Source organism: Ruegeria sp. HKCCD6426 (assembly GCF_057221115.1).
The window spans coordinates 142,142-158,407 of the sequence record NZ_JBWVBF010000009.1 but is presented as its reverse complement, the minus strand read 5'-3'; the positions used below and the strand labels follow the sequence as shown (position 1 = coordinate 158,407).

General features: G+C 57.7%; 17 protein-coding genes. 13 read left to right on the top strand and 4 right to left on the bottom strand.

Features of this window, described 5'->3' with window-relative positions; genetic code table 11:
- Positions 1–15: 15 nt before the first annotated feature.
- From rpsK to AC2TDA_RS20845, 13 genes are all read left to right on the top strand, one after another.
- Positions 16–405, top strand: a complete 390-nt coding sequence (gene rpsK, locus AC2TDA_RS20905) for a 30S ribosomal protein S11 (protein ID WP_058283499.1) — start codon at positions 16–18, stop codon at positions 403–405.
- 115 nt (positions 406–520) lie between these two features.
- Positions 521–1,537, top strand: a complete 1,017-nt coding sequence (locus tag AC2TDA_RS20900; protein WP_120633992.1) for a DNA-directed RNA polymerase subunit alpha — start codon at positions 521–523, stop codon at positions 1,535–1,537.
- A gap of 117 nt (positions 1,538–1,654) precedes the next feature.
- A complete protein-coding gene (rplQ, locus tag AC2TDA_RS20895; protein ID WP_480850390.1) occupies positions 1,655–2,077 on the top strand; it encodes a 50S ribosomal protein L17 in 423 nt (140 codons plus the stop codon).
- Between the two features lie 153 nt (positions 2,078–2,230).
- Positions 2,231–3,250: a TauD/TfdA family dioxygenase gene (locus tag AC2TDA_RS20890; RefSeq protein WP_480880706.1), complete on the top strand. Its 1,020-nt coding sequence runs from the start codon at positions 2,231–2,233 to the stop codon at positions 3,248–3,250.
- A 117-nt stretch (positions 3,251–3,367) separates the two neighbouring features.
- Positions 3,368–4,753, top strand: coding sequence for a trypsin-like peptidase domain-containing protein (locus tag AC2TDA_RS20885; protein WP_480880705.1), 1,386 nt, complete (start codon positions 3,368–3,370; stop codon positions 4,751–4,753).
- 4 nt (positions 4,754–4,757) lie between these two features.
- A complete protein-coding gene (locus AC2TDA_RS20880) occupies positions 4,758–6,068 on the top strand; it encodes a replication-associated recombination protein A (RefSeq protein ID WP_480880703.1) in 1,311 nt (436 codons plus the stop codon).
- A 112-nt stretch (positions 6,069–6,180) separates the two neighbouring features.
- Complete coding sequence (locus AC2TDA_RS20875; RefSeq protein WP_480880701.1) at positions 6,181–7,224, top strand: RluA family pseudouridine synthase; 1,044 nt, start codon at positions 6,181–6,183, stop codon at positions 7,222–7,224.
- Entirely contained in the window at positions 7,221–7,895 is a 675-nt protein-coding gene (locus AC2TDA_RS20870) for an HAD-IA family hydrolase (RefSeq protein WP_480850399.1), read from the top strand. Before AC2TDA_RS20875 ends, AC2TDA_RS20870 begins: the two co-directional genes overlap by 4 nt.
- A 1-nt stretch (position 7,896) precedes the next feature.
- Positions 7,897–8,604: an ATP12 family chaperone protein gene (locus AC2TDA_RS20865; protein ID WP_480880699.1), complete on the top strand. Its 708-nt coding sequence runs from the start codon at positions 7,897–7,899 to the stop codon at positions 8,602–8,604.
- Positions 8,605–8,809: 205 nt separating this feature from the next.
- Positions 8,810–9,829 (top strand): amino acid ABC transporter substrate-binding protein, encoded by a 1,020-nt coding sequence (locus tag AC2TDA_RS20860; protein WP_480850402.1) that lies wholly within the window; start codon positions 8,810–8,812, stop codon positions 9,827–9,829.
- 128 nt (positions 9,830–9,957) lie between these two features.
- Positions 9,958–11,226, top strand: a complete 1,269-nt coding sequence (locus AC2TDA_RS20855; RefSeq protein ID WP_480850404.1) for an amino acid ABC transporter permease — start codon at positions 9,958–9,960, stop codon at positions 11,224–11,226.
- 1 nt (position 11,227) lies between these two features.
- Entirely contained in the window at positions 11,228–12,532 is a 1,305-nt protein-coding gene (locus AC2TDA_RS20850; RefSeq protein WP_480880697.1) for an amino acid ABC transporter permease, read from the top strand.
- Between the two features lie 12 nt (positions 12,533–12,544).
- Complete coding sequence (locus AC2TDA_RS20845) at positions 12,545–13,336, top strand: amino acid ABC transporter ATP-binding protein (RefSeq protein WP_480850407.1); 792 nt, start codon at positions 12,545–12,547, stop codon at positions 13,334–13,336.
- 53 nt (positions 13,337–13,389) lie between these two features.
- Here the strand turns inward: AC2TDA_RS20845 and AC2TDA_RS20840 are convergent, their stop codons facing one another.
- From AC2TDA_RS20840 to argB, 4 genes are read right to left on the bottom strand one after another with little or no spacing between them, the layout of a single operon-like run.
- On the bottom strand, positions 13,390–13,887 hold the full coding sequence (locus tag AC2TDA_RS20840) for a SixA phosphatase family protein (protein ID WP_480850408.1): 498 nt from the start codon (positions 13,885–13,887) through the stop codon (positions 13,390–13,392).
- Positions 13,884–14,486 (bottom strand): ferredoxin, encoded by a 603-nt coding sequence (locus AC2TDA_RS20835; protein ID WP_480880696.1) that lies wholly within the window; start codon positions 14,484–14,486, stop codon positions 13,884–13,886. The genes AC2TDA_RS20840 and AC2TDA_RS20835 overlap by 4 nt, the downstream gene beginning before the upstream one ends.
- Positions 14,487–14,533: 47 nt before the next feature.
- Positions 14,534–15,328 carry a sterol desaturase family protein gene (locus AC2TDA_RS20830; protein WP_480880694.1) on the bottom strand — a complete coding sequence of 265 codons (795 nt, stop codon included), beginning with the start codon at positions 15,326–15,328 and terminating at the stop codon, positions 14,534–14,536.
- A 57-nt stretch (positions 15,329–15,385) separates the two neighbouring features.
- Positions 15,386–16,249: an acetylglutamate kinase gene (argB, locus tag AC2TDA_RS20825; RefSeq protein WP_480850414.1), complete on the bottom strand. Its 864-nt coding sequence runs from the start codon at positions 16,247–16,249 to the stop codon at positions 15,386–15,388.
- Between the last annotated feature and the right edge of the window lie 17 nt (positions 16,250–16,266).

The window sequence follows — 16,266 nt, the reverse complement described above, 5'->3', positions numbered from 1 at the left end:
GGGAGGGTCTGACTGATGGCACGTGATAAGACTCGCGTTAAGCGCAAAGAGCGCAAGAACATCGCATCGGGCGTCGCCCATGTGAACTCGACCTTCAACAACACCAAGATCCTGATCTCGGACGTGCAGGGCAACGCCATCGCATGGTCGTCCGCCGGTACCATGGGCTTCAAGGGTTCGCGGAAATCGACTCCCTACGCCGCTCAGATGGCTGCAGAAGACGCAGGCAAGAAGGCTCAGGATCACGGCGTCAAGACGCTGGAAGTCGAAGTTCAGGGCCCCGGTTCAGGTCGTGAATCGGCTCTGCGTGCGCTGGCTGCAGTGGGCTTCAACATCACGTCGATCCGTGATGTGACACCGATTGCTCACAACGGCTGCCGTCCGCCGAAGCGTCGCCGCGTCTAAGCGATTTTGAATTGAGCTGGGGCCAGTGTTTTTGCACGGCCCCAGCACGTCATTTTAAACCTCGGGCGTCTGCACCTTGTTGGTCATGGGGCGCGGACAGGAATGGAGGGATTACATGATCCATAAGAATTGGGCTGAATTGATCAAGCCGACCCAGCTGGATGGTAAGCCGGGCAACGATCCCGCACGTCAGGCGACTCTGGTTGCCGAACCGCTGGAGCGTGGTTTTGGTTTGACTCTGGGCAACGCGCTACGCCGCGTTCTGATGAGCTCGCTGCAAGGCGCAGCCATCACCAGCGTTCAGATCGACAACGTCCTGCACGAGTTCAGCTCGGTCGCGGGCGTGCGTGAAGACGTCACCGACATCATCCTGAACCTCAAGCAGGTTGCCCTGCGCATGGAAGTCGAAGGCCCAAAGCGCCTGTCGATCAATGCCAAAGGTCCCGCAGTTGTCACCGCCGGTGACATTAGCGAAAGCGCCGGCATCGAGGTTCTGAACCGCGATCACGTCATCTGCCACCTGGACGATGGCGCCGACCTGTTCATGGAACTGACCGTCAACACCGGCAAGGGCTATGTCTCGGCTGAGAAGAACAAGCCAGAAGACGCACCCATCGGCCTGATCCCGATCGACGCGATCTATTCGCCGGTCAAGAAGGTTGCCTATGACGTTCAGCCGACCCGTGAAGGTCAGGTTCTGGACTATGACAAGCTGACCCTGAAGATCGACACCGACGGTTCGATCACGCCGGAAGACGCGCTGGCCTTCGCCGCACGTATCCTGCAGGATCAGCTGTCGATCTTCGTCAACTTCGACGAGCCGGAATCGGCTGGCCGCCAGGACGAAGATGATGGTCTGGAGTTCAACCCGCTGCTGCTGAAGAAAGTGGACGAGCTGGAACTGTCGGTCCGTTCGGCAAACTGCCTGAAGAACGACAACATCGTTTACATCGGCGATCTGATCCAGAAGACCGAAGCCGAGATGCTGCGCACCCCGAACTTCGGCCGCAAGTCGCTGAACGAGATCAAGGAAGTGCTGTCCGGCATGGGTCTGCACCTCGGCATGGATGTCGAGGACTGGCCGCCCGACAACATCGAAGATCTGGCCAAGAAATTTGAAGACGCGTTCTAAGCGCGTCTTCCCCAATGCCCGGTCTGCCGGGGACAATAGGGCACTTCCGCCCCAAGGAGAGCCGGTGACACGCATCGCCGGCCAGACAAAGCAAAACGCGAAAGAAGGAACTAGAAAATGCGTCACGCACGTGGTTACCGCCGCCTGAACCGTACTCATGAGCACCGTAAGGCTCTGTTCGCGAACATGGCTGGCTCGCTCATCGAACATGAGCAGATCAAAACAACTCTGCCCAAGGCAAAAGAACTGCGCCCGATCGTTGAAAAACTGATCACGCTCGGCAAGCGCGGCGACCTGCACGCCCGCCGTCAGGCCGCATCGCAGCTGAAAGAAGACAAAGACGTCGCCAAGCTGTTCGAAATTCTGGGCCCCCGCTACGCTGAGCGTCAGGGCGGTTATGTCCGTATCCTGAAAGCTGGTTTCCGTTACGGTGACATGGCTCCGATGGCGATCATCGAATTCGTTGACCGTGATCTGGACGCCAAAGGCGCGGCGGACAAAGCCCGCGTTGCCGCCGAAGAGGCCGCAGACGAAGAATAAGAAAGCCCGGCTTTCTGAATTTGGCCCCCGCGTTTCAGACACGGGGGCTTTTTTGACTCTGAAAGGCGTCATATTTGGATCATTCGCGCTGATCCAAGGAAATGAAACCCCCACTGTCCCGTGCCACGCTGTAAGATAAGCATGGAGGAGACGATGGCGATACTATCTGAGATACCTAATGAACTCACGGGACCATCAGTTTGGTCTGGAAGCGAGATGGTTATGCGGCAAGACGATTGGATTTTCGATCTGACGCCGGACTGTGTAGCCGACCTTGAGCAGGCTGCCCGCCACTACCTTAGCCTGGATCGGGATATCGGTGAAATTACAAAGGCCGATTTCCCGCTGCAACGGCTGGATAGCCACCTGGCGCGGTTGCGCGAAACATTGATCAACGGGGTCGGTTTCGAGGTGATCAGGGGCCTGCCGGTGCAGACATACACTCAGGAAATGGCGGCGGCGATCTTTTGCGGAGTGGGCACCCATCTTGGGTCGGCGCGCTCGCAGAATGCTCAGGGGCACATACTGGGGCATGTTCGCGATACCGGCGCAGATGCGAGTGATCCCAATACCCGGATCTATCAAACCCATGAGCGGCAGACCTTTCATACCGACAGCGCGGGTATCGTAAGTTTGCTGTGCTTGCGAGAGGCGAAGCAAGGCGGCGACTCCCTGCTTGTCAGCGCTGAAACCATCTACAACAGGATGCGAGTAGAATGTCCGGACTTGCTGGAGCGTTTGTTCGACCCAATCGCGACCGACCGCCGTGGCGAGGTGCCGGAAGGGATGCAACCTTTCATGACCATCCCGCCTTTCTGCTGGTATGATGGCAAGCTGACAGTGTTCTACCAGCGGCAATATATCGACAGCGCGCAAAGGTTTCCCGAGGCCATGCGGCTGACGCCGGACCACGTCGCGGCATTGGACCGTTTCGACGCACTGGCCAATGACCCCGACCTCTACCTTTCGATGCGATTGCAACCGGGTGACATGCAGTTTGTCTACAACCATTCTCAATTGCACGACAGAACCGCGTTTACTGACTGGCCCGACCCGGCAGAGAGACGCCATTTGCTGCGCTTGTGGTTATCGCCCGTGGGAGACCGAAAGTTGCCAGAAGTGTTTAAACAACGCTACGGCACAATTGATGTGGGCAATCGGGGGGGATCATAACCAAAGGCACTCGGCTGCACGCACCTCTCGATTAATCACTACGCCTCATTCACCACGAGCTTGCATTACGTTTCCTGTGGACGCATATCCAACTGAGCTTTGCAAGTTGAGGTATCAATGTTTCGCGCGACACTTATCGCTCTTTCTTTTGCATGCGCCACAGTAGCCTCTGCTGAGACCCGTGTGCCGGAATCTCAGGTCGAGATTTCTCTGGGTTTCGCACCAGTCGTAAAACAGGCTGCTCCGGCGGTCGTAAACATTTACGCCAAGATCGTTCGACAGGGTCGGGCAAATACTTTGTTCTCCGATCCGTTCTTTCAGGATTTCTTTGGCAGAGGATTTGGGGCTCCTCGACCGAGAGTTCAGAACTCGCTGGGTTCCGGTGTGATCCTGTCTGACGATGGCTATATCGTGTCCAACTATCACGTCGTCGGCGCCGCGACTGAAATCCAGATTGTCACTACAGATCGGCGTGAGTTCTCCGCGAAGGTGGTTCTGGGCGACAGGGAAAGCGACATTGCGATTCTCCGGCTGGATGAGGCTCAGGATCTGCCCTTCCTGCAACTTCGCGACTCGGATCAGGTTGAAGTTGGTGAGCTGGCTTTGGCCATCGGTAACCCGTTTGGTGTAGGGCAGACGGTGTCTTCGGGCATTATCTCGGGATTGGCGCGCACCGGAACGGCGACTGGAAATGCCCGGGGTTATTTCATCCAGACCGACGCGGCCATCAACCCCGGAAATTCCGGTGGCGCGCTTATCGACGTGAATGGGCAGCTGATCGGGATAAACACCTCGATCCTGACGCGTTCGGGGGGATCGAACGGCATCGGTTTTGCCATTCCAGCCAATCTGGTCGCCGAGTACCTGCAGCAAGCACGGGCTGGAAACGAAAGGTTCGTCAGCCCATGGGCCGGAATGGCAGGGCAGCATATGAGTGCGGACATTGCAGAATCCCTTGGTTTGACGCTGCCGGAAGGGGTCGTGATTTCGGATCTGCACGCGCTTAGTCCGTTAGGTGAGGCAGGGCTGAAAGTTGGCGACGTGGTCACTCATGTCGACGGGAAAGAAGTAAACTCACCGGCCGAGATGAAATTCCGCATGTCTATCGCCGGGGTTGGCGGAACGTCTGTCCTGACACGCCTGCGTGGTGATGCGCGATCCGAGGTTGAGGTCGCGCTGATCCCGGCGCCTGAATCGCCCGCCGCTGAAGAGACGGAATTGGATGCCAGCACTGTCCTGCCCGAATTGGTCGTCGCGCGGATAAACCCGGCTTTGATAACGCGGCTGGGGCTGGGTCTGTCGCAGACAGGTGTCGTCGTGGTCGAGCCCGGCCCCTACGGCGCGCGAGCCGGGTTGCGAACCGGCGATTTGGTGAAGGCCATCAATAGTAAAACAGTCGAGCGACCCGGGGATATAGTGGACGCCCTGACTGAACCGGGTCGACGGGTTCAGATTGAGTTGGAGCGCGACGGACAAGCGGTATCTCTGCGGTTCCGTTTGTAACGATATGAGCGACTTGTTCGATACCGGCGACAGCGCCCCAGCAGTTGCGCCACATCGCCCATTGGCCGACCGATTGCGCCCACAAACGCTTGCTGAAGTCATCGGGCAGGAACAGGTCCTGGGTTCCGAGGCGCCATTGGGGGTGATGCTGGCGGCGGGTAGCCTGTCCAGCCTGATCTTCTGGGGGCCTCCGGGTGTGGGCAAAACCACTATTGCGCGGTTGCTGGCCCGGGAAACCGACCTTCATTTCGTTCAGATCAGCGCGATATTCACTGGCGTACCCGATCTTAAGAAGGTGTTTGAGGCCGCGAAAATCCGCCGTCAGAATGGGCAGGGCACGTTGCTGTTCGTTGACGAGATTCACCGCTTCAACAAAGCTCAGCAGGACGGTTTTTTACCTCATATGGAGGATGGTACTATCCTTCTGGTGGGCGCCACGACCGAAAACCCCTCCTTTGAACTCAACGCCGCTGTCCTTAGCCGTGCTCAGGTGCTGGTGTTGGAGCGACTGAACCTGACCGATTTGGAACGATTGACCCAGCGCGCCGAAAAGGAGTTGGGCAATGCACTGCCTTTGACGGGCCAGGCGCGCGAGGCGCTTCAGGAAATGGCTGACGGTGATGGGCGCGCGTTGCTGAACCTGATCGAGCAGGTCTCAGCGTGGAATGTCAAAGCACCACTGGACCCGGACGCGCTGGCCAAGCGGCTCATGCGGCGCGCGGCGAAATACGACAAGTCCGGGGATGAGCACTACAATCTGATTTCAGCCCTGCACAAATCGGTACGCGGATCCGATCCGGATGCCGCGCTGTACTGGTTCGCCCGGATGCTGACCGGAGGAGAGGATCCAAGGTACCTGGCCCGCCGAATTACCCGGATGGCCGTTGAAGATATCGGGCTCGCCGATCCTCAGGCGCAGTCGATCTGCCTGCACGCCTGGGAAACCTACGAGAGGCTTGGATCACCAGAGGGTGAGCTGGCGCTGGCGCAGGCGGTGGTGTATCTCGCATTGGCGCCCAAGTCGAATGGGGCTTACATCGGTTACAAGGCGGCTATGCGGTTGGCAAAACAGTCCGGCAGCGCGCCTCCGCCAAAGCATATCCTGAACGCGCCGACCTCTTTGATGAAAGACCAGGGATACGGCACAGGCTATGCGTATGACCATGATGCCGAGGACGGGTTTTCCGGCCAGAACTACTTTCCCGAGGACATGGAGCGCCCCGAACTCTATCAACCGGTCGAACGCGGGTTCGAGCGTGAGCTGAAAAAGCGACTGGACTATTTTGCCAAGCTACGGGCACAGCGGAACACTTAATTGCGCTGACTTGACTCTTCGACCGATGCGGGCGACAGACGCGCATGTTTTCAAAAGAGCTGAAACTGACACAATCCGGGCGCTCAAGCCGCGCGGTGCAAGGGGCAATCGCATGAGTGGTGTACAGATGATCACAGTGGCAGAAGGCGACGGTGACCAGCGGCTAGATCGCTGGGTGCGCCGCCTGTTTCCCCATGTCGGCCAAAGCCGCATCGAAAAGATGTGCCGCAAGGGTGAATTGCGCGTCGATGGCGGCCGGGTCAAAGCCTCGACCCGGCTGGAGGTCGGGCAATCCGTGCGCGTCCCACCATTGCCGGATGCTGATCACAAGCCCGTTGAGGTTAAACGGACCATCTCGGATGCAGATACCAGGCTGATCCAGTCCTGCGTGATCTATCGCGACGATCACATTCTGGCTCTGAACAAACCACACGGCCTGCCTGTGCAGGGCGGCAGCGGGCAAACCCGACATGTTGACAGCTTGTCCGAGGCCTTGCGCTTTGGCTTTGACGAGAACCCGCGCCTTGTGCACCGGCTGGACAAGGACACTTCGGGCGTGTTGGTTATGGCTCGCACCCGTGAAGCGGCCAAGGGGCTGACAGCGGCCTTTCGGCATCGCAACACGCGCAAGATCTACTGGGCTTTGGTTGCAGGTGTGCCGACACCCTACTTGGGCGAAATCAAAACCGGGTTGGTCAAGGCCCCGGGCCATGGCAAGCACGGCGAAGGCGAAAAGATGATTCCCGTGCACATGAGCGAGGTCGACGACACTCCGGGGGCGAAACGCGCGCACACACTGTACGCGACGCTGTACCGGGTCGCGGGCAGAGCTGCCTGGGTTGCCATGGAGCCAGTCACTGGGCGAACGCACCAGTTGCGCGCACATATGGCGGCTATTGGCCATCCGATCATCGGGGATGGCAAATACGGCGGCTCGGGTCAGGAAAATCTGGGCGATGGCTGGGGTGCGCAGCTGGGCGGGGTTATCAGCAAAAAGCTGCACCTGCATGCGCGGCGGTTGTCCTTTGAACACCCGGTGACCCGCAAGCCTGTGTCCATTACCGCGCCTTTGCCGGAACATATGAAAGACAGCTGGGACACACTGGGATGGACCGAAGATCTGGCCACCGACGACCCGTTTGAGGAGCTGCGATGAGCGCATCTTTGCGCCTGGTCCTGTTCGACGTTGATGGTACCCTGGTTGATAGCCAGGGCAGTATTATTTCCGCCATGAACGCCTGCTTTGACGCGCTTTCCCTGCCAGCGCCAGATCGTGATGCAACACTTTCGATTGTGGGGTTGTCGCTGCCGCAAGCGATGGAGCGTTTGGCACCGAAACAATCCGCCTTGGTTCAAGCCCAGCTGGTTGACGGTTATAAACAGGCTTATCATGCGCAGCGACTGGAACAGGGGGCGGCCAGTTCGCCGCTCTATCCCGGCGCGCGGGACATTATTGAAACCCTGCACGCCACGCCAGAAATCCTGCTTGGCGTCGCGACGGGTAAATCCCAACGCGGATTAGATGGTCTGCTACAGGTCCATGGGTTGGAGCGATACTTCGTCACCCGGCAGGTTGCGGATCACCACCCGTCCAAACCGCATCCGTCAATGATCGAGGCCGCAATAGCCGAAACAGGAGTTTCCCCGGCAGATGCAGTCATGATCGGCGATACCAGTTTTGACATGGACATGGCCGCGGCGGCAGGGGTTGCTGGCATAGGCGTCAGCTGGGGGTATCACGACCGCTCGGCTCTGCACCGGGCTGCCTGCGTGATCGATACATTCGAAAAACTGCCAGATGCACTGGCCGAACTCTGGAACAAATGACATGAGCGACTGGAAACCAAAACGCTTCTGGACATCTAGTGCGGTCGTTGAGGCCGACGGGGGCTATACAGTCGAGCTGGACGGCCGCAGGGTCAAGACACCAGCCAAATCTGCTCTGACGCTGCCGACCCTGGCCATGGCCGAAGCAGTTGCTGCCGAATGGAAAGCACAGGAAAACGAGGTGGATCCGACCACCATGCCTTTTACGCGGTCCGCAAACGCGGCCATCGACAAGGTGTGTCACCAGCATGCGGAAGTTGCGGACATGTTGGCGGATTACGGCGATTCAGACTTGCTGTGCTATCGCGCGACGCATCCGCAAACCCTGCAGAAAAGGCAGGCCGAGCAATGGGACCCGGCTTTGGACTGGGCTGCCGAAGCACTTGGTGCGCGTTTGTTTTCGGTCGCTGGTGTTCTGCACCGACCGCAACCAGAAGACGCAGTCCAAAACCTGCGATCCCAAGTTCACGCTCTGAATGCGTTTCAGCTTGCCGCATTTCATGATCTCGTTAGCTTGTCGGGCTCGTTGATACTGGGTTTTGCGGCGGCCCGAGACTGGCGAAACCCTGACGAGATCTGGGCCATCTCCCGCTTGGACGAAAACTGGCAGATCGACCAATGGGGCCATGATGACGAGGCGCACTCGGCTGCCGAAATCAAGAAAGCTGCCTTTCTCCATGCCAAAAAGTTCTTTGATCTCTCGGTTTGAGCCTTCGGAATCTGATTTTTCGGCGTGAAATCCGAAGCCTATGCGGTTGACCCATCGATTTCCCTGATCCAGCACTTGACGTTTGTTTATGAATACGCCCAAACTTGGGCCACTAAAGGGGAGAGACCTTTTGGGTAACCTTTCTGGCGCGCGTGTGCCGGATCGAACCGTTCCTTCAGGGATGGAAAATCAGGAAGAGGTAAAAATGAAAAAATCCGTAATCTTGGGCGCGGCAACGATTGCCGGTCTGGCTGCAGGTGCAGCTGCAGCGGGGACCGTTGACGACGTCAAGGCGCGCGGTAAGCTAAACTGCGGTGTGACCACCGGTCTGGTTGGCTTTGCAGCGCCCGACGCAAATGGCGAATGGCAAGGTTTCGACGTTGCCGTATGCCGCGCCGTTGCCGCAGCCGTTCTGGGTGACGCAAGCGCTGTTGAATTTGTTCCGACCACTGGTAAGACCCGCTTTACCGCGCTGGCTTCCGGTGAGATCGACATGCTGGCCCGTAACACAACCTGGACATTCAGCCGCGATGTCGACCTGAAGTTCGAATTCGTTGGTGTGAACTACTATGACGGCCAAGGCTTCATGGTTCCCAAGGCACTGGGCGTAAGCTCGGCCAAGGAACTGGACGGTGCAACCGTTTGTATCCAAACCGGCACAACCACCGAGTTGAACCTGGCGGATTTCTTCCGCTCGAACAACATCAGCTATGAGCCGGTTCCGATCGAAACCAACGCCGAAGCGCAGCAGCAGTATCTGGCTGGCGCATGTGACGTGTACACCACCGACGCATCGGGCCTGGCCGCAACCCGCGCCACGTTCGAAAACCCCGGTGACCACGTCCTGCTGCCCGAAATCATCTCGAAAGAGCCGCTGGGCCCGCTGGTCCGTCACGGCGATCACGAGTGGGGCGACGTTGTCCGCTGGACCCTGAACGCGCTGATCTCGGCGGAAGAGCTGGGTATCACCTCGGCCAATATCGACGAGCTGAGCTCGGGCGCGGGTGACAACCCGGAAGTGAACCGTCTGCTGGGTACCGAAGGTACGCTGGGCGAGATGCTGGGTCTGGACGCTGAATGGGCTGCACGGGCGGTTAAAGCTGGTGGTAACTATGGCGAAGTGTTTGCCAAGAACATCGGTGAAGAAACCCCGATCGGTCTGGCACGCGGCCTGAACGCTCAGTGGACCGATGGCGGTCTGCTGTACTCGCCGCCGTTCCGCTAAAATCCACGGGAAAGGGCGCAGGGCAACCTGCGCCCTTTTTCAAACAATAAGAAACACTCCCGAATAGATTGAGCAGTGATCAACTCTGCCGGCAGAAAATCGGGATGTCACGGGGATATACATAGGTCATGACGACTCTCACTGACCCGCCGAAGGAGCAGTTCCGGCTGTCCATGCTCCTTTACGATACGCGGTACCGATCAGCGACCATTCAGGTCATTGCATTGATCGGTTTCATGCTTTTGGCAGCCTGGATCATTTCCAACACAATTCAAAACCTTGAAGCACTGGGCAAACCGGTTGAGTTTGGTTTTTTTGGGGAACCGGCAAGCTATGACATTAACCAGCGGCTTCTGGAATACACCTCCCGCGATAGCCATTTACGGGCCGCGTTTATCGGATTGCTGAACACGCTGGTTGTCGCGGTTCTGGGTTGTATCACCGCGACGATTGTCGGTGTATTCGTCGGCGTTTTGCGGCTTTCCAACAACTGGTTGATCGCGCGGCTCATGACAGTTTATGTCGAGATGTTCCGCAACGTGCCAGTCTTGCTCTGGATTGTTCTGGCAATGGCCATTCTGATCGAAGGCTTGCCAGCACCCAACGCGTTCCGAGGCGATAACCCAACAGCAACGATGGATTTGTTCAACTCCGTCGCTGTCACCAACCGCGGTGTTTATATCCCGGAATTCCTGTTCTCGCGGAGCTTGGGCGATATCCACCTATTTGGCGCGTCAAGCATACGTTTCGATGTCTCGCTGGATCTGGTCGCATTCTTGGTCGTGTTGGCAGGCAGCATTTTTGCAATGCGGAAGGTTTCCGCCTATGCCGCTGCAAAACAAGAAGCGACCGGTGACCGCCCGACCATTTGGTATATCCAGCTGGGCATTTTGTTCGTGCCGATGTTCATCCTGATGGCCGCTCTCGGGTTCCATCTGGGATACCCCGAGTTGAAAGGGTTTAACTTCCGAGGCGGCACCCATATGCGCAACTCGCTGATCGCGCTGTGGCTGGCCCTGTCGCTCTATACGGCGGCCTTCATCGCCGAGATCGTGCGCGCCGGTATTATGGCTATCTCGAAAGGTCAGACCGAAGCCGCATCCGCGCTGGGACTGCGCCCGGGCCGTACCATGCGTCTGGTGATCCTGCCGCAGGCGCTGCGGGTGATCATCCCTCCGATGATCTCGAACTATCTGAACCTGACCAAGAACTCGTCGCTGGCGATCGCGGTCGGATATATGGACATCACGGGTACGCTGGGCGGCATCACCATGAACCAGACCGGCCGCGAGCTGGAATGTGTTCTACTGTTGATGCTGGTCTATCTGTCCATCTCGCTGAGCATTTCGGCGGTGATGAACTGGTACAACAAACGTGTCAAACTGGTGGAGCGGTAATATGGCTGATGTTTCATTTGTCCGCACGGAAATGCTTCCGGAACAGGCACCGCCTGCCTCGGAAGTTGGTGCAATCGGCTGGGTTCGGCACAACCTGTTTTCAAGCTGGCTCAACTCGATCCTGACGGTCGTTTCGCTTTACGCGATTTGGTACGTGCTGTCCGGGGTTCTGCCATGGACGTTCCAATCCGTTTGGAACGCCAATTCACTGACAGAGTGTCGTGAGATCATGATGGCGACTTGGGGCTCTACCCATGGTCATGCTTGCTGGGCCGTCATCAACGACCGCTGGCTGCAATTGCTGTTCGGCTTTTACCCCAGCCATCTGTACTGGCGCCCGATCCTTGCACTGGTCTTGTTGTTGGTCGCGCTGGCTCCGGTTCTGTACTCGGATCGCGTTCCGACCAAGATGCTGATCATTACCGCGATTTACCCGTTCCTGATGCCGTTCCTGATGTGGGGCGGAACCATCTGGGGCCCAATCTCGGCGGCGCTTGGATTTGTTCTCGGTTGGGTGGCCTACACAATCCTCAGCAAGCAACTGAGCGAGTTGATCGGGATGATCGGTGCCGCGGTGGCTGCAGTGATCTGGTGGCTGGTGCTGTCCGGCTATTTCACCGGTGCAATGGACGCGATCCTGCCTATTGGCATCGAAGCCGTGGAGAGCCGTCAATTCGGTGGCTTTATGCTGGCGATCCTCCTGGGCGTTGTGGCCATCGGTGTCTCGCTGCCAATCGGCATCGTTCTGGCGCTGGGCCGTCAGTCCGACTTGCTGATCGTCAAATACATGTGCGTGGGCTTTATCGAGTTCATCCGTGGCGTGCCGCTGATCACACTGTTGTTTGTGGCGTCGCTGCTGCTGAACCTGTTCCTGCCGCCGGGTACCAATTTTGACATCATTCTGCGAGTGATGATCATGATGACCCTGTTCTCGGCCGCCTATATGGCCGAGGTGATCCGGGGTGGTCTGGCTGCCCTGCCACGGGGTCAGTACGAAGGTGCCGACAGTTTGGGCCTGAACTACTGGCAAGCACAGCGACTGATCATCATGCCGCAAGCCCTGAAAATCTCAATTCCGGGCATCGTGAGCACATTCATCGGGATCTTCAAGGATACGGTTCTGGTGTCGATCATTGGGTTGTTCGACGTTCTTGGCCTAGCCAACGCTATCCGCGCCGACACTGCCTGGAACGGCATCTACTGGGAACTGTTCGCCTTTATCGGCGCACTATTCTTCATCGTCTGCTTCTCCATGTCCCGTTATTCCATGTATCTGGAGCGCAAGCTTCAGACCGGCCACCATTAAGGAGTTCAACGCATGTCTCAACTTGCCGTAGAACGCGAAATCGACCGTTCCAAGATGCAGGTGAGCGACGAAGTCGCCATCGAAATCACGAACATGAACAAGTGGTACGGGGCTTTCCACGTGCTGCGCGATATCAATCTGACCGTCAATCAGGGCGAGCGGATCGTGATCGCGGGGCCGTCGGGGTCGGGTAAATCCACCCTGATCCGCTGCCTGAATGCGCTGGAAGAACACCAGCAGGGCACGATCATCGTGGACGGGACCGAGCTGTCGAATGACCTCAAGAACATCGACAAGATCCGGTCCGAGGTTGGCATGGTGTTCCAGCACTTCAACCTGTTCCCACACCTGACCATTCTGGAAAACTGTACGCTGGCCCCGATCTGGGTGCGCAAGACGCCCAAGAAAGAGGCTGAAGAAACGGCGATGCACTTCCTTGAAAAAGTGAAGATTCCTGAGCAGGCGCTGAAATACCCCGGCCAGTTGTCTGGTGGGCAGCAGCAGCGTGTGGCGATTGCCCGCTCTCTCTGTATGCGTCCGCGGATCATGTTGTTCGATGAACCGACCTCGGCGCTTGACCCGGAGATGATCAAAGAAGTGCTCGACACCATGATCGAGCTGGCTGAAGAGGGCATGACCATGCTCTGCGTGACGCACGAGATGGGCTTTGCCCGCCAGGTCGCGAACCGCGTGATCTTTATGGATGCAGGCCAGATCGTGGAACAGAACGAACCGGAAGAGTTCTTCAACAACCCGCAAAGCGAGCGGACCAAGTTGTTCCTCAGCCAGATTCTTGGGCACTGACGCAAGAACGTTTTCAGGTATTAACAGAAAAGGCGGGGATTACCCCGCCTTTTTTATTCCAGCAATTCGCGTGGAATAACAAAACCCCTTACCTTGCCGCTGTGCCACTGTACTTCGTCCCAGCTCGGTACGTCGAAGCGGCATACGGTGGTCGCACAGGTCGGATAGTCGAAAAACCTCGGATGATCTGGCGCATTTTTCACGATGCGTCCCGCAAAGTTGGCGATACCTGGATTGTGGCCTAGCATCAGCACCGTGGCACCCTGCGCCGTCTGCAGAGTTTTCAGCATTTGCGCCGGGTCCGCGTGATACAGGTCCCGCGTAAACGTGATTTCGGTCGCGCTTAGCTCCATCCTCTCCCAAGTTTCACGTGTTCGGGTTGAACTTGAGCTGAGCACGTCATCGGGCAACCAATTGTGCCCCTGCAACCAACTGCCAATCGCCGCAGCAGATTTTCGACCGCGGGTGTTCAGAGGGCGATCATGATCCTTTAGACCGGGGTGGTTCCAGCTTGATTTAGCGTGGCGGGTCAGGATCAGTGTACGTGTCATGAGCGGTGAAAAGCCTTCATGTGGTGGGCGGACTGCTCGGGCTGCCGTTCAGCGCCGCCGCTGATTGGGCAGGCCAGCCTTGCTGCGCAACCATCTGTCATGCAGCTTTGTCCGGCGTCGGTGTCAAGAAAGCTGTGGCAGGCATCGACGTCGTAAAAACTCACCGCATTCAACGCACCGACGGGGCAGGCCGTTGTGCAGGGCGCTGGGCAGTCAGTACAGGGCGAAACGCTGCTTGCCGCCGGAATGTCAAACTCAGAGCTGAAATGCAGCGCTCCACGGTACGAGATCATCATACCGACTGTTTCGTGCACTAACGCGCCAACGGGGCTTTGGAATGTACGCTCGGATTTCAGCGCCCAGTCGATGAACGGTGTGTAGGGTGGGCCCCCGAAGGGAAAGTGCGCCGTTGCCCCCAGCGCGGCGGCCATGTCTCCCACGACACGGGACGACCAGCGGTCCACGGGGTCTGCCAATCCATCGTTCCACTCGGGTGAGGTTTGGAAAACTGGCCAGAAAGCCTCGGCTGTGCCCAACAGGATCAATGTGCCGCCGTCCAGCTGCTTGGCACCGCTGTTCCTTGGGTGTTGGGCTCCCATCACGATGAGCCCAGTTTTTTGGGCTGCCGTTTCAACGTCCTGGTACGTCACTTTCGCCGGAACGGAAGGGTCAGGCTCCATCCTAGTTGGGTTGGTCGATCGTCCTGCCATTCCAGTCCCACACTCATCTTATCGTGCCCGCCACCGGGTTGCGCCACATAGGTTCCCATTAATTGGTCCCAGATGGACAGAGCAAAGCCATAGTTGCTGTCATGTTCTTTCCTGAGAACCGAATGGTGCACCCGATGCATATCGGGCGTCACAAGAACCCTACGCAACACGGCGTCCACGGCAAGAGGCAGTTTCAGGTTCGAGTGATTGAACAGGGCGGTTCCGTTCAGCAGAATTTCGAACAGGACCACGGCAAATGCACTGGGCCCGAGAACGTAAATCAACCCGATCTTTAGAAGCATGGACAGTGCGATTTCAATGGGATGGAACCTAATGGCGGTGGTGACATCCATATCTCGGTCCGCGTGGTGTACTCTGTGCAAACGCCAAAGTATCGGTACTTTGTGGGTCACAAGATGCTGAAACCAAATTGCGAAATCGAGGACCAGAACGCTTAGAGTGACTTCCAGCCAAGTTGGCCAGTTGAGCCGGTTGAACAAACCCACCCCGTTTTGGGATGCGTCGAGCGCGGCCCCGACAGCCAACAGTGGAAACCCGATTGCCAATGCTCTGAGCAGTACAGCGTTCAGGACCGTAATCGACAGGTTGGTCAACCAGCGCCGCTTCCGTCCGCAGTTTCGTGGCCTGCGGGGCGCCAGTGCCTCAGCGCCTGCAAAGATTACGAAGAGTCCCAAGAACACGCCCAGACGAATGATGGCTTCATTTTCCATACATTCACATTCAGGCATGTTAAAGTTGGGTGCAAGGCCACCCGGATCACTAAAGCGTCAATCGGGTCGGATCAGAGACCCGGCGCCGTGCTCGGTAAACAGCTCAAGCAATACAGCGTTCGGCGCACGCCCATCGAGGATAACAACAGCACGAACGCCGTTGTGCAAGGCGTCCAGCGCTGTTTCGGTCTTAGGGATCATACCACCCGCAATCGTGCCGTCGCGCGTCATCTCGCGGATCTGACCGGCTTTCAACTCGGTCACCACATCTCCGGCTGCATTCTTGACGCCCGAGACATCGGTGAGCAGCAACAGGCGATCCGCTTTCAAAGCCGAGGCAATCGCACCGGCTGCAGTATCGCCATTGACGTTGAAGGTCTCACCGCTCCGGCCTGCGCCGAGTGGAGCGATCACCGGGATTACGTCATGTGCGAACAGATCATGGAGAATTTTGGGGTTCATCTCGGATGGGGTTCCGACAAAGCCCAGCGAAGCATCCGTTTGCTCGCAGGTCATCAGATGGGCGTCCTTGCCGGACAGCCCCACGGCCATACCACCCTGCGCGTTGATCGCGTGAACGATACGCTTGTTCACTAGACCCGAGAGCACCATTTCGACCACTTCCACAGTAGCCTTATCGGTGACGCGTTTGCCATTGACGAATTCAGACTGAATATCCAGTTTGCCCAGCATTGCGTTGATCATCGGACCGCCGCCATGCACGATGACCGGGTTCACCCCGACCTGCCGCATCAAGACGACGTCCCGGGCAAAGCTCTCCATCGCTTCATCGCTGCCCATGGCGTGCCCGCCCAGCTTGATAACGACAATAGCCCCGTCATAGCGCTGCAGATAGGGCAGGGCGCTGTTGAGTGTGGCTGCGGTGGCGATCCAGTCCCGGTTCATGTCTCGTGTCTTCATGGCTAAGGTCCCTTTGA

Bases quoted from the DNA above. Each gene is read 5' to 3' on its own strand.
- AC2TDA_RS20885 (WP_480880705.1), top strand. From the start codon at position 3,368: ATGTTTCGCGCGACACTTATCGCTCTTTCTTTTGCATGCGCCACAGTA.
- AC2TDA_RS20900 (WP_120633992.1), top strand. From the start codon at position 521: ATGATCCATAAGAATTGGGCTGAATTGATCAAGCCGACCCAGCTGGAT.
- AC2TDA_RS20890 (WP_480880706.1), top strand. From the start codon at position 2,231: ATGGCGATACTATCTGAGATACCTAATGAACTCACGGGACCATCAGTT.
- AC2TDA_RS20840 (WP_480850408.1), bottom strand. From the start codon at position 13,887: ATGACACGTACACTGATCCTGACCCGCCACGCTAAATCAAGCTGGAAC.
- AC2TDA_RS20875 (WP_480880701.1), top strand. From the start codon at position 6,181: ATGAGTGGTGTACAGATGATCACAGTGGCAGAAGGCGACGGTGACCAG.
- rplQ (WP_480850390.1), top strand. From the start codon at position 1,655: ATGCGTCACGCACGTGGTTACCGCCGCCTGAACCGTACTCATGAGCAC.
- argB (WP_480850414.1), bottom strand. From the start codon at position 16,249: ATGAAGACACGAGACATGAACCGGGACTGGATCGCCACCGCAGCCACA.
- AC2TDA_RS20855 (WP_480850404.1), top strand. From the start codon at position 9,958: ATGACGACTCTCACTGACCCGCCGAAGGAGCAGTTCCGGCTGTCCATG.
- AC2TDA_RS20880 (WP_480880703.1), top strand. From the start codon at position 4,758: ATGAGCGACTTGTTCGATACCGGCGACAGCGCCCCAGCAGTTGCGCCA.
- AC2TDA_RS20845 (WP_480850407.1), top strand. From the start codon at position 12,545: ATGTCTCAACTTGCCGTAGAACGCGAAATCGACCGTTCCAAGATGCAG.
- AC2TDA_RS20865 (WP_480880699.1), top strand. From the start codon at position 7,897: ATGAGCGACTGGAAACCAAAACGCTTCTGGACATCTAGTGCGGTCGTT.
- AC2TDA_RS20870 (WP_480850399.1), top strand. From the start codon at position 7,221: ATGAGCGCATCTTTGCGCCTGGTCCTGTTCGACGTTGATGGTACCCTG.
- AC2TDA_RS20850 (WP_480880697.1), top strand. From the start codon at position 11,228: ATGGCTGATGTTTCATTTGTCCGCACGGAAATGCTTCCGGAACAGGCA.
- rpsK (WP_058283499.1), top strand. From the start codon at position 16: ATGGCACGTGATAAGACTCGCGTTAAGCGCAAAGAGCGCAAGAACATC.
- AC2TDA_RS20830 (WP_480880694.1), bottom strand. From the start codon at position 15,328: ATGGAAAATGAAGCCATCATTCGTCTGGGCGTGTTCTTGGGACTCTTC.
- AC2TDA_RS20860 (WP_480850402.1), top strand. From the start codon at position 8,810: ATGAAAAAATCCGTAATCTTGGGCGCGGCAACGATTGCCGGTCTGGCT.
- AC2TDA_RS20835 (WP_480880696.1), bottom strand. From the start codon at position 14,486: ATGGGAGCCCAACACCCAAGGAACAGCGGTGCCAAGCAGCTGGACGGC.